This is a genomic window from Mesorhizobium sp. M1365 (assembly GCF_040317865.1).
GTDB lineage: Bacteria > Pseudomonadota > Alphaproteobacteria > Rhizobiales > Rhizobiaceae > Mesorhizobium.
This window is the reverse complement of the sequence record NZ_JAMYLG010000001.1, coordinates 378,933-405,888: the sequence shown is the minus strand read 5'-3', so window position 1 is coordinate 405,888 and position 26,956 is coordinate 378,933. Positions and strand designations below refer to the sequence as shown.

The 26,956-nt window shown below is 63.4% G+C and carries 23 protein-coding genes; 13 read left to right on the top strand and 10 right to left on the bottom strand.

Annotated elements, in window-relative coordinates:
- Positions 1–37: 37 nt before the first annotated feature.
- From NKH04_RS01795 to NKH04_RS01760, 8 genes are all read left to right on the top strand, one after another.
- On the top strand, positions 38–2,359 hold the full coding sequence (locus tag NKH04_RS01795; protein ID WP_353043982.1) for a putative bifunctional diguanylate cyclase/phosphodiesterase: 2,322 nt from the start codon (positions 38–40) through the stop codon (positions 2,357–2,359).
- A gap of 150 nt (positions 2,360–2,509) precedes the next feature.
- Positions 2,510–3,292 carry an N-acyl amino acid synthase FeeM domain-containing protein gene (locus tag NKH04_RS01790; protein ID WP_352469883.1) on the top strand — a complete coding sequence of 261 codons (783 nt, stop codon included), beginning with the start codon at positions 2,510–2,512 and terminating at the stop codon, positions 3,290–3,292.
- Between the two features lie 119 nt (positions 3,293–3,411).
- Positions 3,412–3,561, top strand: coding sequence for a DUF3096 domain-containing protein (locus NKH04_RS01785; RefSeq protein WP_013528205.1), 150 nt, complete (start codon positions 3,412–3,414; stop codon positions 3,559–3,561).
- A gap of 173 nt (positions 3,562–3,734) precedes the next feature.
- A complete protein-coding gene (locus NKH04_RS01780) occupies positions 3,735–3,959 on the top strand; it encodes an aa3-type cytochrome c oxidase subunit IV (RefSeq protein WP_023676259.1) in 225 nt (74 codons plus the stop codon).
- Positions 3,960–4,040: 81 nt separating this feature from the next.
- Positions 4,041–5,315 (top strand): Re/Si-specific NAD(P)(+) transhydrogenase subunit alpha, encoded by a 1,275-nt coding sequence (locus tag NKH04_RS01775; RefSeq protein WP_353043981.1) that lies wholly within the window; start codon positions 4,041–4,043, stop codon positions 5,313–5,315.
- Entirely contained in the window at positions 5,315–5,737 is a 423-nt protein-coding gene (locus tag NKH04_RS01770) for an NAD(P) transhydrogenase subunit alpha part 2 (protein ID WP_502893749.1), read from the top strand. The genes NKH04_RS01775 and NKH04_RS01770 overlap by 1 nt, the downstream gene beginning before the upstream one ends.
- Positions 5,738–5,743: 6 nt before the next feature.
- Positions 5,744–7,141 carry an NAD(P)(+) transhydrogenase (Re/Si-specific) subunit beta gene (locus NKH04_RS01765; RefSeq protein ID WP_352919238.1) on the top strand — a complete coding sequence of 466 codons (1,398 nt, stop codon included), beginning with the start codon at positions 5,744–5,746 and terminating at the stop codon, positions 7,139–7,141.
- A 92-nt stretch (positions 7,142–7,233) separates the two neighbouring features.
- Positions 7,234–8,754 carry a hypothetical protein gene (locus NKH04_RS01760; RefSeq protein ID WP_353043980.1) on the top strand — a complete coding sequence of 507 codons (1,521 nt, stop codon included), beginning with the start codon at positions 7,234–7,236 and terminating at the stop codon, positions 8,752–8,754.
- A gap of 88 nt (positions 8,755–8,842) precedes the next feature.
- Here NKH04_RS01760 and NKH04_RS01755 read toward each other — a convergent pair whose 3' ends face one another.
- The 4 genes from NKH04_RS01755 to NKH04_RS01740 all read right to left on the bottom strand — a co-directional run bounded on the left by NKH04_RS01755 (position 8,843) and on the right by NKH04_RS01740 (position 15,918).
- On the bottom strand, positions 8,843–9,760 hold the full coding sequence (locus tag NKH04_RS01755) for a hypothetical protein (protein ID WP_352454725.1): 918 nt from the start codon (positions 9,758–9,760) through the stop codon (positions 8,843–8,845).
- A gap of 245 nt (positions 9,761–10,005) precedes the next feature.
- Positions 10,006–12,477 carry a DNA topoisomerase (ATP-hydrolyzing) subunit B gene (gyrB, locus tag NKH04_RS01750; RefSeq protein WP_352453677.1) on the bottom strand — a complete coding sequence of 824 codons (2,472 nt, stop codon included), beginning with the start codon at positions 12,475–12,477 and terminating at the stop codon, positions 10,006–10,008.
- A gap of 146 nt (positions 12,478–12,623) precedes the next feature.
- Positions 12,624–15,290, bottom strand: coding sequence for a caspase family protein (locus NKH04_RS01745; protein ID WP_353043979.1), 2,667 nt, complete (start codon positions 15,288–15,290; stop codon positions 12,624–12,626).
- 58 nt (positions 15,291–15,348) lie between these two features.
- Positions 15,349–15,918: an NADPH-dependent FMN reductase gene (locus tag NKH04_RS01740; RefSeq protein ID WP_352469892.1), complete on the bottom strand. Its 570-nt coding sequence runs from the start codon at positions 15,916–15,918 to the stop codon at positions 15,349–15,351.
- 184 nt (positions 15,919–16,102) lie between these two features.
- Here NKH04_RS01740 and NKH04_RS01735 point away from each other — a divergent pair, with 184 nt between their 5' ends.
- On the top strand, positions 16,103–17,539 hold the full coding sequence (locus tag NKH04_RS01735; protein ID WP_353043978.1) for a cytochrome P450: 1,437 nt from the start codon (positions 16,103–16,105) through the stop codon (positions 17,537–17,539).
- Here NKH04_RS01735 and NKH04_RS01730 read toward each other — a convergent pair.
- A complete protein-coding gene (locus NKH04_RS01730) occupies positions 17,497–18,471 on the bottom strand; it encodes a complex I NDUFA9 subunit family protein (protein WP_352501121.1) in 975 nt (324 codons plus the stop codon). The genes NKH04_RS01735 and NKH04_RS01730 overlap by 43 nt on opposite strands.
- 242 nt (positions 18,472–18,713) lie before the next feature.
- Between NKH04_RS01730 and NKH04_RS01725 the strand changes: the two genes are divergently transcribed.
- The gene (locus NKH04_RS01725) at positions 18,714–18,986 is read left to right on the top strand and encodes a hypothetical protein (RefSeq protein ID WP_352540381.1); all 273 of its coding nucleotides are present in this window, start codon (positions 18,714–18,716) and stop codon (positions 18,984–18,986) included.
- 57 nt (positions 18,987–19,043) lie between these two features.
- On the opposite strand, the gene NKH04_RS01720 is transcribed toward NKH04_RS01725, so the two are convergent.
- The 5 genes from NKH04_RS01720 to NKH04_RS01700 form a co-directional block, all read right to left on the bottom strand.
- Positions 19,044–20,045 (bottom strand): Ldh family oxidoreductase, encoded by a 1,002-nt coding sequence (locus NKH04_RS01720; RefSeq protein ID WP_352540382.1) that lies wholly within the window; start codon positions 20,043–20,045, stop codon positions 19,044–19,046.
- 92 nt (positions 20,046–20,137) lie between these two features.
- Positions 20,138–20,944: an ABC transporter permease gene (locus tag NKH04_RS01715; RefSeq protein ID WP_352470176.1), complete on the bottom strand. Its 807-nt coding sequence runs from the start codon at positions 20,942–20,944 to the stop codon at positions 20,138–20,140.
- Positions 20,945–20,958: 14 nt separating this feature from the next.
- A complete protein-coding gene (locus tag NKH04_RS01710; RefSeq protein ID WP_352470177.1) occupies positions 20,959–21,624 on the bottom strand; it encodes an ABC transporter permease in 666 nt (221 codons plus the stop codon).
- Positions 21,625–21,836: 212 nt separating this feature from the next.
- Complete coding sequence (locus NKH04_RS01705; protein ID WP_352540383.1) at positions 21,837–22,631, bottom strand: transporter substrate-binding domain-containing protein; 795 nt, start codon at positions 22,629–22,631, stop codon at positions 21,837–21,839.
- A 50-nt stretch (positions 22,632–22,681) separates the two neighbouring features.
- Positions 22,682–23,491 (bottom strand): ABC transporter ATP-binding protein, encoded by an 810-nt coding sequence (locus NKH04_RS01700; RefSeq protein WP_023676274.1) that lies wholly within the window; start codon positions 23,489–23,491, stop codon positions 22,682–22,684.
- A 217-nt stretch (positions 23,492–23,708) separates the two neighbouring features.
- Between NKH04_RS01700 and NKH04_RS01695 the strand changes: the two genes are divergently transcribed.
- Genes NKH04_RS01695 through NKH04_RS01685 form a run of 3 tightly spaced genes read left to right on the top strand, consistent with a single transcriptional unit; the run spans position 23,709 to position 26,899 of the window.
- Positions 23,709–24,557, top strand: a complete 849-nt coding sequence (locus NKH04_RS01695) for a dimethylarginine dimethylaminohydrolase family protein (RefSeq protein WP_353044005.1) — start codon at positions 23,709–23,711, stop codon at positions 24,555–24,557.
- Positions 24,554–26,134, top strand: coding sequence for a 5-guanidino-2-oxopentanoate decarboxylase (locus tag NKH04_RS01690; protein ID WP_353043977.1), 1,581 nt, complete (start codon positions 24,554–24,556; stop codon positions 26,132–26,134). Before NKH04_RS01695 ends, NKH04_RS01690 begins: the two co-directional genes overlap by 4 nt.
- A 57-nt stretch (positions 26,135–26,191) precedes the next feature.
- Positions 26,192–26,899 (top strand): SDR family NAD(P)-dependent oxidoreductase, encoded by a 708-nt coding sequence (locus NKH04_RS01685; RefSeq protein WP_023676277.1) that lies wholly within the window; start codon positions 26,192–26,194, stop codon positions 26,897–26,899.
- Positions 26,900–26,956 lie beyond the last annotated feature (57 nt).

Below are 26,956 nucleotides of genomic sequence, written 5' to 3'. Positions count from 1 at the left end.
GTGACACTGCTGGGTTCCCCAGGGTTGGGATCCAGGCGTGAATCTGAGACGAAAAAACGAGATTCCGGTCGACGTTTACATTCCGTTCGTGGAAACGCTGTTTCGCGACGGGTTCACGCTGTCGATCGGCCTTGTTGCGCAGACACTCCTCGTCATTCTGGTCTATTGGAAGACCATGGACTTGGCGTATCTTCTAGTTGCCGCTGGGCTCATCATTGTCGGTACTCTGCGCCTTCGCAACATCCGAAAATACGGGAGACTTCCTTCCCCGACGACGTGGGAAGAAGCCCATGATCGCGAAAACGATTACATAATTTTCGGTTCGATGCATGGTTTCATGCTTGGCGCGTTCTGTTTCGTCAGTATCTATCTGGCAAATGACAGCCACGACAACTATGCCGAAATAGCCTCTGTCTGCGTCACTCTGGCATCGGTCACGTCAATTGCCGGCCGCAATTATGGGTCGCCGCGCATGGTCATGATTTTTATCATAACCACCACATGGCCCATATCGCTTGGCTTTATCCTGCGCGGCGATATCTACCACATCATCCTCGGTCTGATGTCGGCCCCTTTTCTGTTTGCGATCAAGCGGTTCGCCGACATCGTCCGCGAAGTCCTGTTTACCGCCCTGTCGGAGGAAAAGAAGGCGAACCGCATCGCGCAGCGTTTCAATCGCGCGCTCAACACCATGTCGCATGGCCTTGTCATGCTTGGTCCCGACGGCCGGGTGGCGGTGGCCAATGCCGAAGCCGCGCACCTGATGTCGCTCAAATCGGCCGATGCGCTGCTAGGCCGCTCGATCCACGGTCTGCTGATGCGCGGCGCTGCAGGCGGCATGCTGGCGCCGAAAGATTGCCGTTACATCGAAGCCCAGCTGACGCGTGCGTTGCGCGAGGGCCGCGACCGCAAGGTCCTGGTCTCGCTCACCAACGGCCAGCACTATGAATTTTCGGCGCGCGAAGGCAGCCAGGAACTGGGCGTCGTCACTTTCGAGGATGTGACCGCCCGGGTCGAGGCGGAAGACAAGATCCGCTTCATGGCGCGCTACGACAGTCTCACCGGCCTGCCCAACCGCGCCTACTTCCACGAGTTGGTGGTGGAAGCCATGGCCTCAGCGGATCCCGAGCGTCTCTGTGGGCTGTTGGTGCTCGATCTCGATGATTTCAAGAGCGTCAACGACACGCTCGGCCATCCGGTCGGCGACGGATTGATCTACGCCGTTGCCGAGCGGCTGGCGGCAGTCGCTGGGCCAGGCATCACCGTCAGCCGCTTCGGCGGCGACGAGTTCATGATCTTCTTCGAGCGCATTGAGGATGAAAGCCACCTGACCGGCCAGGTTGACGAGATCTTTGTCAATCTACAGGGCGAGGTCGATGTCGCCGGCCACGGATTACGCATCCAGGCCTCCGGCGGCGCGGTGCTGTCGGGGGTCAAGGATACCGACGTTGACGCCATGATCGTCAAAGCCGACCTTGCACTCTACAAGGCCAAGGAGCTTGGCAAGAACGGTTGGCGGTTGTTCGAGGCCTCCATGGATGCTGCCTTCCGCAGCCGCCAGCTGATGAAGGCGGACCTGCGCAGCGCCGTGGAAAACAACGAATTGCGGGTGGTCTATCAGCCGATCGTCGCGATGAGCACGATGCGTATCGCCAGTTGCGAAGCGCTGTGCCGCTGGGATCATCCCGATCTCGGGCCGATTTCCCCCGGTATCTTTATTCCGCTGGCGGAGGAAATGGGGATTATTTCCGACATCAGCACCTTCGTCCTGCATGCGGCCTGCACGGAATGCGCCAAATGGCCGGCCCAGACCAGCGTGTCGGTCAATCTCTCGGCCAAGGATTTCCGCAACCGTGATGTCATCCAGAAGGTTCGCGACGCGCTGGCTGAATCCGGTCTCTCCGCCGGACGTCTAGAGATTGAGGTCACCGAGACGGCGCTGCTCGACGACAAGTCGCTGACACGCCAATATATCGAGGAGTTGAAGCGGCTCGGCGTGCGCATTGCGCTCGACGATTTCGGTACCGGGTATTCGAGCCTCAGCTATCTCCACAAACTGCCGCTCGACAAAATCAAGATCGACCGCTCGTTCCTGATGGATGTCACTCAGAACAGCCGGTCGCTCGAATTGCTCAAGGGCATCGTCAACCTGTCACGGCCGCTGGGACTTTCGGTTACCGTCGAAGGTGTCGAGACCTTCGAACAGCTCAAGATCCTGGCATTGCAGGTCAAGCCGGACCTGGTCCAGGGCTTTCTGTTCGGGTCGGCACTCAGCGCGTCCGGCATCGAGACGATGTCGAGCACCGTCTGGCCCTTTGCCAAGGACATCCAGACGGCAAGGAAGGCGCCGCGGCGCTGACCTCGCGCTGAAAACCCGTGTATTTTAGTATAATTTTATTAATTGTTAACCTTAACGGGCGGTAAACGAGCTCCTATTTATTTTCATCTTTACATCTCATGACCCGTCCGTAGTGTCGGCTGGTGGCGGTAATCGCGGGGAATAGAGTTCATGTGTGCCCAGTTGAGTTCGCTCGGCCATGCGGCGGGCGCTGGTGGGAAAGATGCGTCCGAGACCATGTCCAGCTTCGCGCAACATGTTTATGCGCTGCTTGACCGGACGGAGTACCGACGCTGTGAAAGCGGCGAGGACTTCGAAAACATTTACAGGCTGCGCTACAATTCCTATCGGATGAACGATCTGGTGCCCGAGAATGCGTCCCGTCAGGTCCATGACGAGTTTGACGAACTGCCCAATTGCCATACGTTCGGAATCTATATCGAGGGGCGGCTGGTCAGCACAATGCGCCTGCATAACGTGTCTGCTGATAACGCCACATCACCAGCGCTCAGCGTCTACAAGGACTTGTTGATGCCGCGTCTGGCGGCCGGCGAAGTCTTTATCGACCCGAGCCGTTTTGCCGTGGACGCCGAATGGTCACGGCTTTACCCGCAGATCCCGTATGTGACGCTGCGCCTTGCGGGCATGGCTTGCTTCCATTTCGGCGCGCCTTATTGCATATCCATGATCCGCGAGGACCATGCGGCTTTCTACAAGCGCATCTATCGGGCGCGACCGATTGGCGATGCGCGGCCCTATGCCGGCGTGATCAACTGTTTCGCGCTGCTTTATCAAGCCGATGTCCTGGCGATCAAGAATGAAACCTACGCTCGCTTTCCGTTCTTCCGTTCGACGCCAATGGAGCAGCGCATGTTGTTCGATACGCCCGGTGCCGGCGAACTCGCGCCGCTGACCATCCTGCCCACCGCCAAGTATTTTCGCGAAGCCGCCTGAACGAGCCCATGGAGCCTTCCGGTCGCTTCGGCGTTCTGGGCAAGGGTGCTGGTGGTAGGTCGGCATGGCCGGCATCCGCCAAGCATCGCTTCGATAGCGATCCGATCAAAGGAACCGATATGACCATTTCCACGCTCGCCCTTACCCCGCTTATCTCGCTGATTGCAGGCGTGCTGATCCTGGTGATGCCGCGGCTGCTCAATTATATCGTCGCCCTTTATCTGATCGTTGTCGGCCTGCTCGGTCTGTTCCCGCATCTCGCCGGCTAACGACATAGGCAATAGCGGACCTGCCATCCATTGTGATTGGTATCGCCGCGCTTCGCGCAGCGATTTCAAGTTTTGCTTGAGATTGTTGGCTGCGGCGATGCGGCAATAGCGCCATTGCCCTTAACGCGGCTTTTCGCTATGTGCCTGAAAGATGTCTTCGAAGGGGTATTCCAATGGCTGAACACACGCCGACCGGTCCTGTCGAACTAGGCGCGAAGATGGACTATGCCGAGCACGACCGCACCTATGCCGGCTTTGTGATGCTGGCCAAATATGGGTCGCTATTTTGCGCCGCCGTGCTTCTTGCCATGGCGTTCGGCTTCTTTGTGGGCGGCTTCTTCTCGGGGACTATCCTATTCGTGCTGATCCTGGCCATCGGCGCCTTTATTCTCCGATAACTCCTCCAACCTTTGTCGAAGGCGCCGCCGGGGTCGGTCGATGTCTTGCGGTAACAGGGTTCCGGCCGAAAGGATCGTGCGGTGGGACAGACGGTTTTCATCCCTCGTGAGCTCGACGCAAACGAGCCTCGCGTCGCGGCCTCGCCCGATACGGTGAAGCGGCTGGCAGCACTGGGTTTCGACGTAATCGTGGAAACCGGCGCCGGCACGGCGTCGCGCGTTCCCGACGAGGAGTTTGCCAAGGCGGGCGCCGCGATCGGCAAGGCCGGCGATGCAGCCAGGGCTGATGTGGTGCTGAAGGTGCGTCGCCCCACGGACGCCGAGCTGAAGGGCTACAAGGCCGGCGCCGCTATCGTTGCGATCATGGATCCTTACGGCAACGACGCTGCCGTCGCAGCCCTTGCCAGGGCCGGTGTTACTGCCTTCTCCATGGAGTTCATGCCGCGCATCACCCGGGCGCAATCGATGGACGTTCTATCCAGCCAGGCCAACCTCGCCGGCTACCAGGCGGTGATTGATGCGGCTGCCGAATATGACCGGGCGTTGCCGATGATGATGACGGCGGCGGGCACGGTGCCGGCTGCGAAGGCGTTCGTCATGGGCGTCGGGGTCGCCGGTCTGCAGGCCATCGCCACCGCGCGCCGCCTCGGCGCCGTGGTCACCGCCACCGACGTGCGCCCGGCCGCCAAGGAGCAGGTCGCCTCGCTCGGCGCAAAATTCCTGGCCATCGAGGACGAGGAGTTCAAGGCCGCCGAGACGGCCGGCGGTTACGCCAAGGAAATGTCGAAGGGGTACCGGGCCAAGCAGGCGGCGCTGACCGCCGAGCACATCGCCAAGCAGGACATCGTCATCACCACGGCGCTGATCCCCGGTCGTCCGGCGCCGAAGCTGGTCTCGGCAGCAATGGTCGCCTCGATGAAACCCGGCTCTGTGATCGTCGACCTCGCGGTCGAGCGCGGCGGCAATGTCGAGGGCGCCGAAGCCGGCAAGGTGGTGACCACCGCCAACGGGGTAAAGATCGTCGGCCATCTCAACGTTCCCGGTCGCGTCGCCGCCTCGGCCTCGCTTCTCTATGCCAGGAACCTCTATGCCTTCCTCGAGACGCTGGTCGACAAGGCGGCGAAGACGCTGGCCATCAACCGCAACGACGAGCTGGTCAAGGCAACCATGCTGACCGATGCCGGCAAGATCGTGCATCCGGCTTTCGCAAAGGCTGCGCAGGAGCCGCCAAAGGGCCAATATCTCGAACCACCGGCCATTCCGGCCAGGACGATGGTTGCCGAGGCTTCGGCGAAGCCGGCTGCGAAGAAAACGGCCGCTGCGAGGAAGCCTAAGACCACCGGAGGGATCGCGTGATGGATCAGACGCTGCAGAAAGCCCTCGACCAGCTCGACCAGGCGACAGCTGCCGTGCGGCTCGCGGTGCAGAACCTGGCGGCCGCGCCCGGCACCGAGGCGGTGGGTGACGCCGCTCACGCGCTGTCCGGCGGTGCCATCGATCCTTTCGTCTTTCGCTTCGCCATCTTTGTCCTGGCGATCTTCGTCGGCTACTACGTCGTGTGGTCCGTCACGCCGGCACTGCACACGCCGCTGATGGCGGTCACCAACGCCATTTCCTCCGTCATCGTCGTCGGCGCGCTGCTGGCCGTCGGCATCTCGGCCTCAGGGCTTGCCACCGGCTTCGGCTTCGTTGCGCTGATGCTGGTATCGGTCAACATCTTCGGCGGCTTCCTCGTCACCCAGCGCATGCTGGCCATGTACAAGAAGAAGGAAAAGTAGGCCGCTATGAACGCCAACTTCGCCTCCTTTCTCTATCTGGTCTCCGGCATCCTGTTCATCCTCGCATTGCGCGGCCTGTCGCATCCGACCACCAGCCGCCAGGGCAACATGTACGGCATGATCGGCATGGGTATCGCCATCGCCACGACGCTGGCGCTGGCGACCCCTTCGGCCGGGCGCTTCGGCCTCATAGTGCTCGGGCTGCTGATAGGCGGCTCGGCCGGTGCGGTCACGGCACGGCGCATTGCCATGACCTCGATGCCGCAGCTGGTCGCCGCCTTCCACTCGCTGGTCGGTCTTGCCGCGGTCATGGTGGCGGCCGCCGCCATCTATGCACCGGAAAGCTTCGGCATCGGCACCGTCGCCGATATTCATGCCCAGGCACTGATCGAGATGAGCCTCGGCGTTGCCATAGGTGCCATCACCTTCACCGGCTCGGTCATCGCCTTTTTGAAGCTTGACGGCCGCATGTCGGGCAAGCCGATCATGATCGGTGGCCGCCACTTCATCAACGCGGCCCTAGGCATTGCGCTGATCGTGCTGATCGTGCTGCTCGTCACCGCCGAGTCCAAGGTGGTGTTCTGGCTGATCGTTGCCGCCTCGCTGGTGCTGGGTGTGCTTCTCATCATCCCGATCGGTGGCGCCGATATGCCGGTGGTCGTGTCGATGCTGAATTCCTATTCGGGTTGGGCCGCGGCCGCCCTGGGCTTCACGCTCGGCAATCTGGCGCTGATCATCACCGGCGCGCTGGTCGGCTCGTCGGGCGCCATCCTGTCTTACATCATGTGCAAAGGCATGAACCGGAGCTTCATATCGGTCATCCTCGGCGGCTTCGGCGGCGAGACATCAGCCATTGCCAACGACGGCATCGAGCGCACGGTCAAGCAGGGCTCGGCCGAGGATGCCGCCTATCTGATGATGAATGCGCAAAAGGTCATCATCGTGCCGGGCTACGGCATGGCCGTCGCCCAGGCGCAGCACGCGCTGCGCGAGATGGCCGACAAGCTCAAGGCCAACGGCGTCGACGTCAAATACGCCATCCACCCGGTTGCCGGCCGCATGCCCGGCCACATGAACGTGCTCTTGGCCGAAGCCAACGTGCCTTATGACGAAGTGTTCGAACTGGAGGACGTCAACTCTGAGTTCGCGCAGGCCGACGTCGCCTATGTCATCGGCGCCAACGACGTCACCAATCCCTCGGCCCGTGACGACAAGTCGTCACCGATCTACGGCATGCCGATCCTCGATGTGGACAAGGCCCGCACCTGCCTGTTTGTCAAGCGCTCGCTCGGCTCCGGCTATGCCGGCATCGACAACACGCTGTTCTACAAGGACGGCACCATGATGCTGCTCGGCGACGCCAAGAAGATGACCGAGGAGATCGTCAAAGCGATGGATCACTGAAACGGCGTCGCTGCCAACTCACTGCCGATCGTCGAATACAGCCCGGCTCCGCACCGGGCTTTTTCTTGGCTGCTACCGGTTCTGAAGCTACGATGCCGACCCGTCGTCTTGCTAACGGCGTCATCGTGGAGGTGCTGGTGCCCGACCCTGGTTCTGCTGCATCGCCGGCCGCCGATCTGACCGCAGCAGAGAAGGCGCCACGCAAGCGCAGCCAGGCGATAGTGGTCGTGCACGGCATGGGCGAGCAGCGGCCCATGGACACATTGAGGGAGTTTGTCCAGGCCGTATGGAGCCACGATCCGGCCCGTGCACCGTTCTATGCCCATGTCCCCGATCCGGCCGACCCGATGGGTGCGAAGATCAACCAGAGCTGGATCACGCCCGACAGCCGGACCAATTCGCACGAACTCCGCCGGATCACCACGCCCTATGATGTCGATGGCCGCCGCACCGATTTCTACGAGCTTTACTGGGCCGACATCACCCAGGGCACGACCCGAAGCCGCCTTGCTGCCTGGGTGACGACCCTGCTCTGGCGCAAGCCGGCCGATATTCCGCGCGATGTGCTCAAACTCTATGTCGTCACGCTTTTGGCCACCATCGTCGTCCTCGGCGCGGCGCTGGCGCTCGCAACGTCGACCTGGCAAGGCTACATCTCCTGGACGACCGGTGTGCTTGTCACGGTTCTGGCGTCGTTCGTCATCTGGTCGGTGGACCAGTTTGGCTTGCCTTATTTCGGCGACGTCGCCGCCTATGTACGCGCCGAAGCGGCAACGGTCGAGAAGCGGGCGCTGGTCCGCGAGCGTGGCCTCAAGCTGCTGAAGCGTCTCATGATGGACGATGCCTATGACCGCATCGTGCTGGTCTCGCACAGCCTCGGGTCGATCATCGCCTATGATCTCTTGCAGATATTGTGGGCCGATTTCAGGCCTAGAAAGTTGGAAGCCATTCGCGACAAAGCGAGGCTGAAGGCGATCCACGCCGTCGACAAGGCGACGCTCGCCGCCGATGCCTCCGCTTGGCCCGACAGCCTCGATGACCTCCCCGCATTCCGGCGCAGCCAATGGGAGCTCTACCGGCAGCTTCGCGTCGGCGACGCCGATCATCCGCTGCCGTGGAAGATCAGCGATTTCGTCACGCTCGGCAGTCCGCTGACCCACAGCGAGTTTCTGGTGACCTACAACCTCGCCGAATTCAGGCGCGGCATCGCCGAGCGCCTGTTTTCAGCATGCCCGCCGATCGCCGACAGAGCGGCGGGCGGGACCATGCTCTACCAGGAAGGGCGCAGCCATTCCGGCAAGCCGCAGCGGGCAGTGCATCATGGCGCGGTGTTTGCCGCGACACGCTGGACCAATATTTTCGACAGGGGCAATGGCTGGCTGACCGGCGACCCGATTTCAGGGCGGATGACGGAAAATTTTGGTCCCGGCGTGGAAAACATCCAGGTCGAGCTGCGCGGCTCGGGCGGCCGCGTCTTCACGCACAGGCTCTACTGGTCGCTGACGGCGAGCGGCGTCGAGGTCGACGCGCTGGCCGGCGTACAGCCGCGCTCGCACCTTGCCGTGCTGCGCGATGCGGTCGATCTCGGCCGCAAACTGGAAGCTGAGCTGTAGGCGGCAAGCAATGCGCGGCGGCAGTTCAAAGCAAGGTCCCCTTCGGGCGTAATCTTCCCGAAGCGGACCGAGTTCGCTTAGTCACCGATCAACGATTGGTCAGGAAAATCGCTTCCTCGTCGTCGCGCTGCCTGCCGCCAAGTGCTGCAGCCGCGCTGGCAATGAAGGCCCCGACGACCAGCGACAGCGCGCCAATCAGCGAGAAGGTGGCGCCTGCCTTTCTGGCGGTGTCGGCCGCCTGCTGGGCCTTGACCTTGGCGTCCTGCGCTCTGGCGATTACCGTATCGACGCGAGCGGTGGCATCCGCTTCGGACAGGCCTGTGCGGGCGGCCACCAGCCGCGACAGATAGGTCTTGTCGTCGGCCGATATTTCGCCTGCTGCGGCACTCGCGACTAGAATGCGCGATGCCTGCGCCGTTGCCGCGGCGTCGCTCTCCGGGTTGGCGGCAGCGAGCCTTGCCGGATCGGCCGGGCGGAACAGCGTATCGACGAAATACCATGTGGCGTTGTCGGTCGAGGCGCTACCCGCGTTTGCAGCAGCACCTGCCGAAGCGCCCATTGCCGCGCCCGATGCCACAGTCGAAGCAGCCTGGACACCGGTACCTATCGCGGCCGAAAGCGCCGTGCCGAGCACGCCGGCGACGAGCAGCGTCGCCAGCGCCCAGGCCAGGAAGCCGTGAGCGGTATCGCGGAAGAAGACTTCATCGGTGTGGATGCCGACCCATTTGGTGCGCAGGCGTCCGGCGAGGTAGCCGCCCAGGGCCGACGACAGCCACTGCACGACGATCAGCCAGACGGCGGTGGAAACGGCGAAAGTGGTGACTGACGCACCCGAGCCGGACCATGGCGACACCATGCTCAGCCCAAGCCCGGAGCCGAGCAGCATCAAGATGAAGGTAAGCGTTGACGCAGCAAAGGCGCCGGCGACGATTGGCCCCCAGCTGACAGCAGTGGAAGCGGATTCCGTCGGGGCGGAAACGTCGACAGCTGTTACGGTGGACTGCATCGAAGCCTCCCTACCGTGCGAACAGCATGATCAGAATAATGATCGGAATTGGGACTCCGAGAAGCCAGAGCAAAATGCCACGTCCCATGGATGCCTCCTGCGGCGATTGTGATCAACTACAATGCCTTGAAAGCCTTTCCGTTCCGGCGGTCCTGGTGATCTTTGTTGCGTTGCAGCAGTCGTATTGGTGCGCCAAGGCGCACCAATACACTTCATGCCTGCTGGCTGGGTATCTGGATGGCGGCTCAGATGTCCAGATTGGCAACCGACAGCGCGTTTTCCTGGATGAATTCGCGCCTTGGCTCGACCTCGTCGCCCATCAGCCGTGAAAACAAGCTGTCCGCATCAGTCGCGTCATTGACCTTGACCTGTAACAGCGAGCGCACATTCGGGTCGAGCGTCGTTTCCCAGAGCTGCTCGGCGTTCATTTCGCCAAGGCCCTTGTAGCGCTGCATGGTCAGGCCCTTGCGGCCGGTGGCAAACACGGCATTGAGCAGTGCCAGCGGCCCCGAAATGGTTTCCGAGACATCCTTGCGGCGCAGCACCGGCGGCTCGCCGTAGATTTCCGCCAGGCGCGGCGCATAGCGGTCGAGCTGGCGTGCGTCGGCGGAATTGATCAATGCCAGGTCGAGATGCGCGAACTCCTTGACGCTGCGCACCGTTCGCTCGAAGACATAGCCGCCAATGCCCTCGTTCGAGGTCGACATGCGGCCGATCCAGCCGCGCTCGGTGTCCTCGGCGATAATGTCGAGACGACGGGCAACACGCTCGGCCGTTTCGTTGGCGCGGCGGAGGTCGGTGAAGATCTCCGGGTTGAGCGCGCCGGCAATCGCTGCCTGCTCGACCACGCCTCTGTTATAGCGCGTGTGCAATCCGTTGATGAGCTGGCGGACAGCCAAGGCGTCGTCGATGGCGCTGCGCAGGTCCTGTCCAGCCCGCACCTCGCCTGTGCTGAGCGCAAGCGACGCTTCTTCCAGCCCGGAGCCGATCAGGAATTCCTCGAAGGCGGCTTCGTCCTTGATGTATTGCGAGCTCTTCCCGCGCGTCACCTTGTAGAGCGGCGGCTGCGCGATGTAGAGATGCCCGCGTTCGATCAGTTCCGGCATCTGCCGGAAGAAGAAGGTCAGCAGCAAGGTGCGGATGTGGGCGCCGTCGACATCGGCGTCGGTCATCAGGATGATCTTGTGGTAGCGCAGCTTGTCGGCGTTGAACTCGTCCTTGCCGATCGAGGTGCCGAGCGCGGTGATCAGCGTGCCGATCATGTCGGAGCCGAGCATGCGGTCGAAGCGGGCGCGCTCGACATTGAGGATCTTGCCGCGCAGCGGAAGAATGGCCTGGTTCTGGCGCGAACGGCCGCCCTTGGCCGAGCCGCCGGCGCTGTCGCCCTCGACGATAAAGATCTCGGATTTCGCCGGATCGCGCTCCTGGCAATCGGCCAGCTTGCCGGGCAGCGAGGTGACGCCGAGCGAACTCTTGCGGGTGATGTCGCGTGCCTTGCGCGCGGCTTCGCGCGCGGCAGCGGCCTGGATGACCTTCTCGATGACCGCCTTGCCCTCGGTCGGGTGCTCCTCGAGCCAGGTGCCGAGCGCTTCGTTGACAAGCCCTTCGACCACCGGGCGGACCTCGGACGACACCAGCTTGTCCTTGGTCTGCGAGGAGAATTTCGGGTCGGGAACCTTGACCGACAGCACCGCGGTCAGCCCTTCGCGGCAATCATCGCCGATCAGCGCCACTTTTTCCTTCTTGGTCAGGCCCGAGGAGTCGCCATAGCCGGTTATCTGGCGCGTCAGCGCACCGCGGAAGCCCGCCAGATGCGTGCCGCCGTCGCGTTGCGGGATGTTGTTGGTGAAGGCCAGCACGTTCTCGTGGTAGCTGTCATTCCACCACATGGCGACTTCAACCGTGATGCCGTCGCGCTCGGCGCGGATCGAGATCGGCTTGTCGAGCAACGGCTTCTTCGTCCGGTCGAGATATCGGACGAACTCTTCCAGCCCGCCATCGTAGTGCAGTTCATGGCGCACGATGTCGGCATGGCGGGCATCGGTCAAAACGATGCGCACGCCGGAGTTCAGGAAGGCGAGCTCGCGCAGCCGATGCTCCAGCGTACCGTAGTCGAATTCGACCATGGTGAAAGTCTCGGACGACGGCAAAAACGTGATTTCGCTGCCGCTGCGCCCTTCATAGGTGCCGGGGACCTTGTCTTGTTCATAACTGCCGGTGATGCGCAGCGGCGCGTCGGCATTGCCATGCGTGAAACTCATCTCGTAGATCTGGCCGTTGCGGCGGATCTTCAGTTTCAGCCAGGCCGACAGGGCGTTGACGACCGACACGCCGACGCCGTGCAGGCCGCCTGAGACCTTGTAGGAGTTCTGGTCGAACTTGCCGCCGGCATGCAGCTGCGTCATGATCACTTCGGCCGCTGAAATGCCTTCGCCGGTGTGGATATCGGTCGGAATGCCGCGGCCATTGTCGATGACCGTCACCGATCCGTCCGGATTGAGCGTCACCGTCACCAGGTCGGCATGGCCGGCCAGTGCTTCGTCGATGGCGTTGTCGACCACCTCATAGACCATGTGGTGCAGGCCCGAGCCGTCGTCGGTATCGCCGATATACATGCCCGGCCGCTTGCGAACGGCATCCAAGCCCTTCAAAACCTTGATGGAATCGGCGCCATATTCGGCTTCAACGCCGTTGGCGATGTCGGTCTGGTCGCTCATGAAAACCTGTCTGATTGATGCCGTGTGCAGAGCGCGAAAAATCGGCTTCGAATCGCGCATTTCTAATGTCGTAGATATAGGCGCAAAAGGCGGTTTTTCCAAGGTTTGCAGGCATTTCGGAACGGAATGACCATCGCGTGAGCAGGCTATCGGCGCCTGGCTTCGATCCTGGCCAGCCGCTCACGTAAAAACTTGATCATGAACTTGTGGCGCGGTGCCAACCGCCCGCTCCGGTCGAGCTCGAGCGTCATGTCGAGCGCCTTGGAAAGCACAGCCTTCGGGTCCTTTGCGACTTGGGCGTAGTCGATATAGGCGACCACCAGGTCGCGCTGCCAGGTGGCGTTGTCCGGATCGGACCGGGCAAGTTTCTCGCGAATGGCCAGGCTGTCCTGAAGGGCTTGCCGGGCGCCCCTGACGTCGCGCTGCCTGAGGCGCAGCGTGGCGACTTCGGACAGCGTTATCGACAAGTCCCGCTGCCAGTCGGAATTGGCGGGATCGAGCTTGGCCAGCCTCTGCGCAATCGCGTAGCTGTCCAGATAGGCTTTCAGCGCGCCTTTGTGGTCGCCCTGTATCGCCAGGATGCCGGCGACTTTCTCGATGCACACGGACAGGTCGCGCTGCCATTCGGTGTTGTTCGGGTCGCCGGCGGCGAGCACGCTGGCCTGCGAAAGTGCCTCACGATAAGCCGAAAGTGCCGCCGGCCAATTCTGCCGGTCGCTCAGCGCATTGCCGATCTTGGCGTTGCCGACCGACAGGTCGCGCTTCAACTCGGTGTCGTCCGGATCGCGTTTCGCCAGTTGCTTGACGATCGCCAGACCTTCCTTGTAGGCCGCCAGCGCCCCGGCGGCGTCGCCGCGTTCGCGCAGCAGGTCGCCTATCGTATCGTGGCTGACCGAGACGTCACGCTGCCGGTCGGCGTCTCCCGGTTTGTCCGCCGCCAGCGCCAGCCGCACCTTCAGGCTCTCTTCATAGGCCGCCTGTGCGTTGTCCAGTTGGCCTGCGATATGGGCAAGGTGACCGATCTCATCGTAGGTGATGGTCAGGTCGCGCTGCAGTTCGGCACGGTCCGGCTCTCCGGCGGCGAGCTGTTTCTTGATCGACAGGCTTTCCTGGTAGACCTCTGCGGCGCCGGCCAGATCGCCTTGCGTCGCCAATACGTTGCCGATCTTGTCGTCGGCCATGGCGAGGTCGCCGAACCACTCCAGATTGTCCGGTTCTGCCTCGGTCAGGCCCTGCAGAATGGTCTTGGCGGTCTCATAATTCTGCAGCGCTGACGGCAGATTGCCTTGCGCCATCCGCACGTTGCCGAGCTTGACGTGGCTGACGGCGAAGTCGCGTTTCACGTTGAGATCGGTTTCATGATGCGACCGCCGCTCGAGATCGGCTTGCAGCGCCTCGAAGGCACGGCCAGCCGCATCGATATTGCCGACCGTGGTATACAGCTTGCCGAGCTCGTCCAGCGTGCGGATCAAGCGGTCGGCGTCGTCGAGCGACAGCACCACCTGTCCGGCTTCGTCATAAAGCGCGAGCACGGACTCATAGTCCCTGATGGCTGTGGCGTAATCGAGGTCGGCGCGCGCGGCCCCGCCGGACAGATAGCGCGTTGCAGCCTCGGAGAGCGTGCGGCTGACGAAATTGGCCTTCAGCGCGTTGCGCGAGACACTGTCGATCTCGGCTGCCTCGGCGAGCTTTTTCCGCGCCGCATCGAACGCTCCCAGCGAAAGCTGCTCTTCGGCCTGCCGGCGCAACGCCGACACTCTGAGATCGTCGGATCCAAGCGTCTGCATTTCGCTCCGCACCTTGACGAAGGCGTCGGCTGCCTCACGCAGCCTGGCGTTCAGACTGTCCGCGGAGAGGTGGCCGGCATCGGAACTGATCAACGCGCCATAGAGCGGTGCCAGCGGCATGTCGGCGTCGCTGGCGATCTTCTCCACTTCGCCGCGCATCTGAGGCGTCACCTCGGCCATGGCCAGCAACAGGCGTTCGCGTTCCGGCAATTTCTCCTTGGCCGAGGCGGCAAAGAACAGCTGCGGCAGGCCGCTCTCGACATAGGGCAATTGCTTGCCGCGCGAGAGGTCGTAAACCTCCTGCTGCACGAGCGTCAGCACGGAGCGGATCTCGAGACCTTCGGTGCCGAGGTATTTCGTCAGCGCCGCGGTAAACGGCGAATTCTGGTCCGTCCCATCCGCGGCGGTCTCGCCGGGCGCCGCCGAGAAGGCAAACAGGATGTTTTCTGCCCGCCCGATGCGGCCAAGACCCGGCCGGACCTTGTCGCTGACCTCTTTTACCAGCGCCGTTGCGCCGCGGCCTTCGCCGCCCGTAGCCGCAAACGGATCGCTGCGGCAGGCATCGAGCACGATCAGTCCGACCTTGCTGGTGGCGGCGACGGTCGCGCGGATCTCCTCCAGCGGCAGGCTGGTCCTTTCCAGCGTAGCGAGCGACGACGCGTCTGCATCGACCGGCAGGAGCCGATTCTCGCCGGCTATCTCGACGCCGTGGCCGGAGAAGAACACCAGTGCCACGTCGGCGCCTTTGGCATCCTCGCGGAAATCGTCAAGCGCCCGGCGCATGCGCCGCAGGTCGCGGTTGGTTTCGAGGAAGACCTCGAAACCGAGCTTCCTCAGCACAGTTTCCATGATCTCGCCGTCATTGACGGGATTGGCGAGCGGCCGGATCAGCCGGTAGTCGTTCTCGGCGATGACCAGCGCAGCGCGCCGCTCCGCCATTGCAGCGGAGGCCGTCGAGAGGATCAGCAGCAAGGCAAACAGAAAACGCAAATCGAACCGCCCCGGCCCGGTCATTTGCCGGAGCATTCCATCTCTTTATGGCATGAGCAAGTTATGGCATCGGCCAGTTCGGCCGTTCGCGTTGTTAGCTGGCGCGCATCGGCCTCAGCGCTTCGCTCCAGCGGAACAGCTCGTCCAGCATGGTCCTGGCCCCGCCGAGCACCTGCTCGCTGGGCAGGAAGGCGCCGGTCTCGTCGAGCAGCTTCTGGTACATCGGCAGCGCCACGCCTTCCGGAATCGGCATGACACCGACGGCGGTCAGCAACGGTTTGACCGCCTGCGCCGCTCGCAAACCGCCGGAGACACCGCCGTAGCTGAGGATGGCGGCCGGCTTGTATCGCCATTCCCTGAGCAGGTAGTCGACCGCGTTGACGATCGCGGGAGCGGTGAAATAATTGTACTCCGGCGCCACGAAGACGAATGCGTCGGCGGCGTCGATTGCCTTCGACCACGCTTTCGTGTGGCTGTTTTCGTATTTGGCGAGCCTCGGATGATGCGGCTCGTCCAGCACCGGCAAATTGAAGGCGGCGATGTCGGTGAGCACCGGCTCGAATTTCCCGTGCTCGCGCGCAAAGCTCTCCAGCCAATTTGCGAAAACCGGCCCGGCGCGGCCCGGCCGCGTGCTGCCGATGATGACGTTCAACTGGTGCTTCAAGGCAGGCTCCCGCCGGTTAGTGGCATCTGTGGTGCTGCCACCTAAGACACGCAGCCCGACACAGCAAGCAGGCACTTTCCGGTGCCCCGGTCACATTCCAGAGAGCGGATGCTTCGCCTTGTCGTCCAGTCACATGGACGCCTGCCTTGCCCGCCACTACATTGAGGTGTCAGCGGAGCAAGCCATGGACAGTCAGCCCGTCCCCTTCGTCCCGCCGGCGCCGAAGCCGCGCACCGCGCCGCCTTCAACGCTGGAGATGATCCGCATCGTCTACCGCAATCCGCTCGAACTGTGGGGTGAGGCGACCTACAACGAGCCCTGGATTTCGGTGAACGGCGTCGGGGGACCGCTGGTCATCGCCAACGATCCCGGCCTCATCCGCCATGTGCTTGTCGACAACGCCAAGAACTACAAGATGGCCACGGTGCGCCAGTTGATCCTGCGGCCGATCTTGCGCGACGGGCTGCTGACCGCCGAGGGCGAAGTGTGGCGGCGTTCGCGCAAGGCGATGGCGCCGGTGTTCACGCCGCGCCACATCTTCGGCTTCGCCGAGCCGATGCTGAAACGCACGCTCGAATTCGTCACCCGTTACGAGCAAGGTGGCACGTCGGATATCGCCCACGACATGACGCTGCTCACCTTCGATATCCTGGCCGAGACGCTGTTTTCGGGCGAGATATCGGGCGAGCCCGGTAGCTTCGCCAAGGAGATCGATCGCCTGTTCGAGACGATGGGCCGGGTCGATCCGCTCGACCTTTTGCGTGCGCCCGACTGGCTGCCGCGCCTGACCCGCATCCGCGGCCGCAAGACCATGGCCTACTTCCGCAAGATCGTCACCGACACGGTGCAGATGCGCGAGGCGCGGCTGAGGCGCGCTCCGGACACCGTGCCGCAGGATTTTCTCACGCTGCTGTTGAAGGCTGAGGGACCGGGCGGGCTGACCCGGGCCGAGGTCGAGGACAACATCATCACCTTCATCGGTGCCGGCCACGAGACTACGGCCAGGGCGCTCGGCTGGACGCTCTACTGCCTTGCCGAAGCGCCGTGGGAGCGCGAAAAGATCGAGCACGAGATCGATGCGGTGTTGGCGCGTGAGCCCGACCCGACGAAATGGCTCGACGCCATGCCGCTCACCCGCGCCGCCTTCGACGAGGCGCTCAGGCTCTATCCGCCGGCGCCGTCGATCAACCGCGAACCGATCGAGCCCGAAACCTGGAACGGCCTCTACATACCGCGACGTGCTGCGGTGCTGGTGATGCCGTGGGTCGTCCACCGCCATCGGAAATTGTGGGACCGGCCGGACGCTTTCATGCCGGAACGCTTCCATCCGGGAAACCGCGAAAAGATCGATCGTTTCCAGTATTTGCCGTTCGGCGCCGGCCCCCGCGTCTGCATCGGCGCCAGCTTCGCCATGCAGGAGGCAATCATCGCGTTGGCGATCATGCTGTCGCGCTACCGTTTCGACGCCACCGCGGAAACCCGCCCCTGGCCGGTGCAGAAGCTGACGACGCAGCCGCAAGGCGGCCTGCCGATGCAGGTCACCGGCGCGCCTCGTAGGCAACCGGACGTCCGTTCGTATTATGCGGCGGACTTGCGTTGGAACTGGCCGGCGGCGCGGTAGCGCCAGAGATAGCTGGGCAGGATGGTTCCGATCGACCGTGGCTGGATCCCGAGGCCGGCGAGCGTCCGGTTGTCCTTGACGGCGGCTTCCGACACGACATTGTGCTGGCGCAACAGCAGGACCTGGTCCTTGGTCAACAACGGATTGGGCAACAGCCCGAGAATTGATGCCTGGAGGTTCGCCAGCCACCATGGCACGGGCAGCAAAAACCGCTTGCGTTCGATGATGATAAGCAGCTGTTGCATGCATTCCTTGAAGGTAAGCACTTGCGGCCCGCCGAGTTCATATATCCGGCCGCCCTGGACCTTGCCGTCGACCGAATGCGCCACCGCTTCGGCGACGTCGCCGACATAGACCGGCTGGAATTTCGTCTGCCCGCCGCCGATCAGCGGCAGCACCGGGGAAAAGCGGGCCATGTTGGCAAAGCGGTTGAAGAAACCGTCCTCTGGCCCGAAATTGATCGATGGCCGCAAGATCACGGCGTCTTGGACCGTCTCCAGAACGGCCTTTTCGCCGAGCGCCTTGGTACGCGCGTAGTCCGATTGCGCGTGGAGATCCGCTCCCAGCGCCGAGATGTGGGTGAGGCCGGCGCCGACGGCGCGCGCCGCTTCAGCGACAGCGCGCGCGCCGAATTCGTGGACGGCAGTGAATTTCTGCCGGCCGGCCTCATGCGCGATCGCAACCAGATTGACGACATGGTCCGCGCCTTGCACGGCGCGGTCGACCGACCAGCGCACCCGGACATTGGCCTGCACCGGCTGGATCTGCCCGACATTGCCGAGCGGCTGCAGGTGGCCGGCGAGATCGGGCCGACGGCAGGCAACCCGGATGCGGTAGCCGCGCTTGGCCAGCGCCCGCACGACATGACGACCGACAAACCCGGAGCCGCCGAACACGACCACGAGCTTTGGGGTCTGCAGGATTTCGGTCATGGCTGGCTCCGGCGGCTATCCAGATGGCTTGGTTGAAGCCGTTTCATAGTCGGTTTCGCGCCAAAGGCAAAGGGTGACCATCGGTCGCCCGGCATTGTTGAAGCATGATTTCCAGTATCCGTTGGAAACGGCAGAAAACCCGCCGACGCCGGGCTTTAGGTAACTCCATTCGGGACAGGAACCTTTGTTCCGGCCGGCGATTTTAGGATGTATGGTTTGATTCCGAATGGAGGATATTGCCGATGACGACAAAACGCGTTGCGATCTTCGCTCTGGCTTTCGCAACAGGCTGCAGCATTGGTGCCTCGGCATTCGGGGCAAACCGGCATCACCACCAAGCTCAACCCGAACGCTACGTTCCGGCCAACGGCAACATCATCGACATTCTGTTCGGTGGCCCGCGCTACTATGACAACCACCTGTTCACGACGGCCGCCGAACCCTGCTCCTACAACAGGGTAGGGCCGGACGCGAATGCGGCGAACGTCATCAACGATCATTATTGCGGGAAGTAGGCTCGCGCTGCCGGATCGGCCGGCGTTCTCAGCCGCTCATCGGACAAACGAATTTCTTCAGGACGAATAGCGGGCGGCGAATTCGGAAATGCGCTGCACCACGGCTTTCGGCGCGCTTATGCCGCGCGCCGCCGCCTTCTCCGCGGCCTCGGCCCGGGCACGCCCCGGCACATGCACGCCATAGCGCCGCCGCAGCCGGTCGAGTTGATCCTTCATCCGCTTTTCGAAGTCCGGATCGAGCAGCTTGGGCTCGACGGCAAGCACGAACAGGCCGGTCCCCGGACTGTCCGGCCCGCCGCTGAACCATGGCGCATCGAGCGACCAGTTGGCGCCCGACAGGCCCGCAGCCAGCACCTCGACCATCAGCGCGATGTTGGCGCCGCGCTGGCCGCCGAAGGCAAGCATGGCGCCCTTCATTGCAGCTGCCGGGTCCGTGGTCGGATTGCCGCTCGCATCCAGTGCCCAGCCTTCGGGGATCTTCTTGCCGTCCTCGGCCGCCTTGCGGATGTTGACGAAGGCGGTGGCGCTCGACGACTGGTCGATGACCAGCGCCGCCCCGTCCGCGGCGGGTGCCGCAAAGGACATCGGGTTGGTGCAGTAGACCGGCTTGACCGAGCCCGAGCCGGCAAGCACGGCCGGGCCGTTGGTGGCGGCGAACGACACCAATCCCTGCGCGGCCAGCCGTCCGGTGAAATAGCCGAGCGCGCCGCACGTATAGGCATTCTTCTGCGAAAAAATCGCGACGCCGAACAGCCGCGCCGCCTTGGCGAGTTCATCGATCGTGCGGTCGAAACCGGTATGCGCCAGTCCGCCGCGCGCATCGGAGAGATAGACCGCGAGCGCCGGCCTGGTGATCACCGGATCGGCGTTGCCGTCGATGCGGCCGGCTTCCAGCGCTTCGAGATAATCGATGAAGTGCGACAGCCCAACGGTCGACAGTCCTTCCGCCTCGGCCGCGACGATCGAGGCAGCCAGCGACTGCGCCGCCTCTTCGTTGGCGCCAGCGCCAAGTGCGGCCATCCGGCACAGCCCTGTCGCCTGGTCGAGACTGAGTTGCATCGTAGCTGCCCTGAAATTTCAGCGAGTAGCGAATAGGGAGTAGCGAGTAGGGAAATCAGCAAAACTATTCGCTATTCACTACTCCCTATTCGCTAACCGATCTTGTTCGGAATCCGCGCCTCGATCTTGCCCAGGGTGAAGACGAGGATGCCGGTGATGGCCATATAGATCAACGCCAGGAGCAGCAAGGGTTCATAGGTGAGGTAGGTATCCTGACGCACCTTTGAAGAGACGGCGAATATGTCGATCACGCTGATGGTCGCCACCAGCGGCGTCGATTTCAGCTGCAGCACGATTTCGCCCGTCAGTGTCGGCAGCGCGCGGTAGAAGGCCTGCGGCAGCCAGATTCGCCGGAAAATCCTCCAGCGGCTCATGCCGAAGGCGCGGGCGGCTTCCAATTGGCCTTTCGGTACGCCGGCAAAAGCGCCTCGCATCACCTCGCCCTCATAGCCGGCGAAGGACAGCGTCAGCCCGAGCACGCCATAGGGCCATGCCTGCCTCAGATAGGGCCACATCCAGGACTCGCGAATCCATGGATATTGTGGAAACAGCGAGCCCAGCCCGTAATAGAGCAACCAGAGCTGCAGCAGCAGCGGCGTTCCCCTGATGACCGTGCAGAAGGCCTTGGCGGGCGCCGCGAACCAGAAAGAGCCTGCGGCTTGTGCCAGTCCGAGCGGCATGGCGAGCAGGAAGCCCAGCGTGCAGGTGACGGCAAGAATCCACAGCGCGCGCCAGATGCCGAGCAATCCCATCCCGTAATATTTCGGCAGCCAGTCCCAGCGCATGAAGACGGCCGCCGCCAAAACCAGCCCCAGCGCGATCAGGATCAGCGCGATACGATGCGGCTTCAGCCACAGCGAAGCGCGTGCGGCTATCTCGACGGCCGCTTCGCCAGTCATCGCCGGGCCAGCCATCACCGGGCCTCCTTGAGCGACGGCATGCCGCGGCGGGCCCATGTCTCGATGCGGCCGATGATCAGGTTCGAAACCAGCGTCAACAGAAGGTAGATCGCGCCGGCGGCGATAAAGAATGTCAGATAGGCTTTGGTCACGCCGGCCGCCTGCCGTGTCGCCAATGTCAGCTCGAAAAAGCCGACGACCGCCAGCAGGGCTGTGTCCTTGGTGGCGATCAGCCAGAGATTGGCAAGGCCGGGTATGGCGAACGGCAGCATCGCCGGCAGCGTGATGCGCCGCAGCAGCAGGCCGGGAGACATGCCATAGGCGCGCGCGGCTTCGATCTGGCCCTGCGGAATGGCGAGGATCGCGCCGCGGATCACCTCGGTCGAATAGGCGCCCTGGACGAAGCCGAGCACGGCAATGCCGGCCGCCAGCCCGCTAATGTCCATACGCTGATAGCCCGTTGCCGTCAGCATCTGATTGATCAGGTCGGTGCCGGCGTAATAGAGCAGAAGGATCAGCACCAGCTCCGGCACGGCGCGCACGACGGTTGTATAGACTGCCAGGAGATCGCGCACCACCGGACCACCATACAGCTTGCCGGAGGCGCCGCCGATGCCGATCAAAAGGCCGAGACAGGTGGCGCCGACCGCAATCTCGATCGTATGGAGCAGCCCGACGATGAGCGTTCCACCCCAGCCCGGCGGCACGGGCGAGAGAAGCGCGATGGCAGAGGCGGCCCAAGCCGGAACAAATGCGTCGATCAGCGTCGCCCTCGAATTGCTGGCGCTAAAACCGCCGGCGATTTCCGCCCGCGGAAGCTCGCGTCGATGGATTTCGACCAACCACGCGGCTCTATCGGGGCCGCGTGGTTAATCGCTCATGGATGAGGCCGTCAGTTCGACTGCGTGTCGGAGCCGTAAATATCAAAGTCGAAGTACTTCTTCGAAATCTCGTCATATTTGCCGTTGGCGCGGATGGCCTTGATACCGGCGTTGATCTTTTCCTTCAACTCGGTGTCTTCCTTGCGGACGCCGGCGCCGACGCCGGGTCCGAGAATGGCCAGATCCGGCGCGACCATGCCTTTCAGATCGCAGCATTGCTTGCCCTGGTCCGATTTCAGGAAGGCGTCGAGGGCGATGGAATCGGCCTGCACCGCGTCGACCCGGCCGGCGGCAAGATCCTGGTTGGCCTCGTCCTGGGTCTGGTATTCCTTGATTTCCGCCGCGTCAGCGAAGTGCTTCTTGGCGTAGTCGGCGTGTACGGTCGAGACCTGGACGCCGATGATCTTGCCCTTGAGGTCCTCCGGTGTCGAGCCGAACTTCTGGTCCTTCGGCCCGATGATCGCAGTCGGGGTGTTGTAATATTTGTCGGAGAAGTCGATCGTCTTCTTGCGTTCGTCGGTGATCGACATCGAGCTGGCGATGACGTCGATCTTCTTGGTCGTCAACGCCGGGATGATGCCGTCCCAGGCGACCGGCGTGATGACGCAGTCGAGCTTCTCTTCGGTGCAGACAGCGTCGATAAATTCGATTTCCCAACCGACCCATTTGCCGGAAGCATCCGGCGAGGTGAACGGCGGATAGGGCTCGGCAGCGACACCGATCTTGACCGGATCGGCCTTGGCCACGCCCACGGCGGCAACGCCAAGCAGCAGCGCTGCCGCAAAGGTCTTGAGAATAATCTTCATCGTCATGACTCCCAGTTTGTTGTTGTTCCCGGTTTTCGTCCGCCCACGGTTTAACTGATGTTGCGGATGAACTGCTTCAGCCTTTCGGATTTTGGTGCGCCGAAGATCTGTTCCGGCGGCCCTTCTTCCTCGACCAGCCCATTGTGGAGGTAGACGACATGCGTCGCGACCTCGCGGGCAAACTTCATCTCATGGGTGACCAGCACCATGGTGCGGCCTTCGCGCGCCAGGTCGCCGATCACCTTCAGCACCTCGCCGACGAGTTCCGGGTCGAGCGCCGAAGTCGGCTCATCGAACAGCATGACGCGCGGATTGATGGCCAGCGCCCTGGCGATCGCGGCGCGCTGCTGTTGGCCGCCCGACAGATAGGCAGGATAGACGTCGCGTTTTTCGGCCAGGCCAACGCGGGCGAGCAATTTTTCCGCCTCGCCGATCGCCACATCGCGCTTGACGCCGAGCACATGCACGGGAACCTCGATGACGTTCTCGATCAACGTCATGTGGCTCCACAGATTGAAGTTCTGGAAGACCATGCCAAGCTTGGAGCGGATGCGTTCGATCTGCTTGCGGTCTGCGGGCACGGTGTGGCCGTAGCTGTCGGCCTTCAGCTTTATCTCTTCGCCATTGACCCGGATAATGCCGCTGGTCGGGTTCTCCAGGCAGTTGATGCAGCGCAGCAGCGTCGATTTGCCCGAGCCGCTGCCGCCAATGATGGCGATCACCTCGCCATCGCGCGCCGACAGCGAAACGCCCTTCAATACATGCAGCTTGCCGAAATTCTTGTGCAGGTTCTCGACGTGGATGGCTTCGGCAGCGCCGTTCTGCGCCGTATGCTTCAGGGCGGTGGCCGGCGCTGTCATCGTCGCGGTGCCCCGCGGAGCAGCCGAGGCAGTCCTTGCTGGAATTTTTTACCCATTACCCGTCACTGGACAGCGTTCCGATTCTCAAGATGGACCGTTCCGCTTGTCTCCGTCAACCGCAGTTTTTGGACCATTGATCACCGCCTGCCGAGTGGCTATTGGCAGGAGGGGCGCGTTTCAGGAGAATTTAGTGGGCAAAGCATACGGGTCGCAGTCGATGGCCGGGACGCTGCAGCGCGTGCTGATGCGCTCCGCTGCCGGCGCCATGCGTCGGGCCGAAGCGCTGGAGTGGCACTATGGCCCCGGCTTCAATTCGCAAAAAGCGGCGGTCCAGCATGATGCGCTGGCCAGGCTGATTTCGGCCTCAGGCGCTGAGATCGAATGGCTGAGTGACGCCGACGACGGGCTTGCCGATTCGGTTTTTACCCACGATCCCTCGCTGATGACCGATCATGGCGCGGTCATCCTTGCCATGGGCAAGGCGCTGCGCCGGCCCGAGCCCAGCCTCCACGAGGCAGCCTATGGGCGCATGGGCATCCCCGTCCTCGGCCGAATCGAGGCTCCCGGCCAGGTCGAGGGCGGCGACTGCGTGTGGGTGGATGCAAACACGCTGGCCATCGGCCGCGGCGTGCGCACCAATCAGCACGGCATCCAGCAGCTCTCCAACCTGCTTTCGCCCAAGGGCATCCAGGTCTATGGCTTCGACCTGCCGCTCTGGCAAGGCGAGGAGGCCTGCCTGCACCTGATGTCGGTGATCAGCCCGCTCGCCGACGATCTGGCGCTGGTCTATGCGCCCCTCCTGCCGGTCGCCTTCCATCAGATGCTGCGCGAACGTGGCATTCGGCTGGTCGACGGCGATGCCGACGAATTCTTCGCCTCGAATGGGCTCAGCCTCAATGTCCTGCCGACCGCGCCGCGCCACGTTATCGCCGTTGCCGGTTTTCCGAAGACGGCGGCTGCCATGCAGGCCGCTGGCTGTACGGTCTCGACATTCGAGGCCGATGCGCTGTGCATTGCCTGCGAGGGCGGCCCGACCTGCCTCACACGCCCGGTGCTAAGACAATGACGACCATCGGCGAAGCGCTCATCACCTTGCTCGAAGCGCACGGCGTCGACATCGTCTTCGGCATCCCCGGCGTGCACACGGTCGAGCTCTATCGCGGGCTTGCGCGATCGAAGATCCGTCACGTCACGCCGCGCCACGAGCAGGGCGCCGGCTTCATGGCTGACGGCTATGCGCGCGCCAGCGGCAGGCCGGGCATCGCCTTCGTCATCACCGGGCCGGGGCTGACCAACACCATCACCGCCATGGGTCAGGCGCGCGCCGATTCGGTGCCGATGCTGGTGATCTCGGGCGTCAACGCCACGCCGACGCTGGGCAAAGGCCTTGGCCATCTGCATGAACTGCCGGACCAGCGCGGCATGATGGAGAAGGTGGCGCTGTTTTCGCACCGTGTCACCGAGGCCGGCGAACTGCCCGGCGTGCTCGCCCGCGCCTTTGCACTGTTCTCATCCTCGCGTCCGGGTCCGGTGCATATTGAGATCCCGACCGATGTGATGACCGTGCCGGCCGACGGCATCGTGCCGCTGCTGCGGAATTCAGCGCCGCCCGGGCCGGATGTGGCGGCGATTGCAGAGGCGGCAAAGCTGTGCGCGTCTGCCAGCCGGCCGCTTATCCTCGCCGGTGGCGGCGCCAAAGCCGCCGAAGCGCCGTTGCAGCACCTGGCCGAGAGGCTGGGAGCGCCGGTCGTGCAGACCGCCAACGCGCGCGGCCTGCTCTATCGCCATCCGCTTGGCGTGCCGGCCAGCCCCAGCCTGAAGGCGGTGCGTGGGCTGATGGCCGGCGCCGATCTGGTCATTGCGGCCGGTACCGAATTCGGTCCGACCGACTATGATGGCTATGGCGACGGCGGTTTTGTCCTGCCCGCCAACCTGATCCGCATCGACATCGGCGCCGACCAGCTTGCCCGCCGGCCTGCGCGGATTTCGATCCAGGCCGATTGCGGAGCGGCGCTCAAGGCGCTGCTTGCCGAAATCGGCACGCACGAGACGCCATTGGATGATGGTTCAGCCCGCGCCGCCGCGACGCGACAAGCGGCCTTTGCCGAGATCGGCCCGGCTATGCAGGCGCAACTGCGCGCCGTCGAGACGATCCGCGATGCGCTGCCTGGCGCGATCATCGTCGGCGATTCGACCCAGCCGGTCTATGCCGCCAACCTCTATTACGATCATGACCGGCCGGGCGGCTGGTTCAACGCCGCCACCGGCTTCGGCGCGCTCGGCTATGGCCCGCCGGCGGCGATCGGAGCCGTCCTTGCCAGGCCTGAGGCGCCGGTCGTTTGCCTCACCGGCGACGGCGGCTTCCAGTTCACCCTGCCGGAACTGGGCGCCGCGCTCGACGCGGCGGCGCCGGTGATCTTCGCCGTCTGGAACAATCGTGGCTACCGCGAGATCGAAACCTCGATGCTCGACGTCGGCGTCGAGCCGGTCGGCGTCTCCCCGGCACCGCCGGATTTCTGCAAATTGGCCGAAGCGTACGGCATTGCCGCCGAGCGGATTTCCGGCACCGGCGGCTTGGCGGACGCGCTTGGGCGCGCGCGGGCGACTGGACGACCTTACGTCATCGAGATTTCGGTTGAGTGATCGCGCGAAAGGCGCGACCTTCCGCATCGGCGGCGCGCAATGACGGAGCGGTCGAATATGACGGAAACACTGGACGGCAGACATATCGTGGTGACCGGCGGCACCGGTGCCCTTGGCGGCGCGGTCGTAGGAAAACTGCTGGAGCAGGGCGCGATCTGCCATGTGCCCAATGCCCACGCTGCCGCGCCTGCGCATTTTCCCTTTCCGGCGCATGACCGCGTCAGGCTGGCGCACAATGTCGACCTTGCCGACCCTGCCAAGGTCGACGCCTTCTATGCCAGCGTTCCAGATTTATGGGCATCGGTGCATCTTGCCGGCGGCTTCACCGCGGCGCCGGTCGAGAAGATCGAACCCGCCTCCTTCGCCGAGATGATGGACACCAATGCCCGCACCACCTTTCTGTGCTGCCGCGCGGCGATACGCTCGATGCTGGGATCTTCCGTGCCGGGCCGCATCGTCAATGTCACCGCGCGAGCCGGGCTCGATCCGCGGCGCGGCTCCGGCAAGGTGGCCTACGCCGCCGCCAAGGCGGCAGTCGCCGCGATGACCGTGGCGATAGCCGAAGAGCTGAAGGGCAACGGCATCCTGGTCAACGCCGTGGCGCCTTCGACGCTCGACACGCCGGCCAACCGGGCTGACATGCCGAACGCAGATTTCAGCAGATGGGTCAGCCTTGAAGCGGCGGCCGAGGCCATTGCCTACCTTGCCTCGCCGGCCAACATGGCGATCAGCGGCACGCTGGTGCCACTCTACGGCCGGGCCTGAGCCTGCGGTCCGTTCGCAAGCAAAGGGTCACAAGCAAAAGCCCCGCCGGATCGTTCC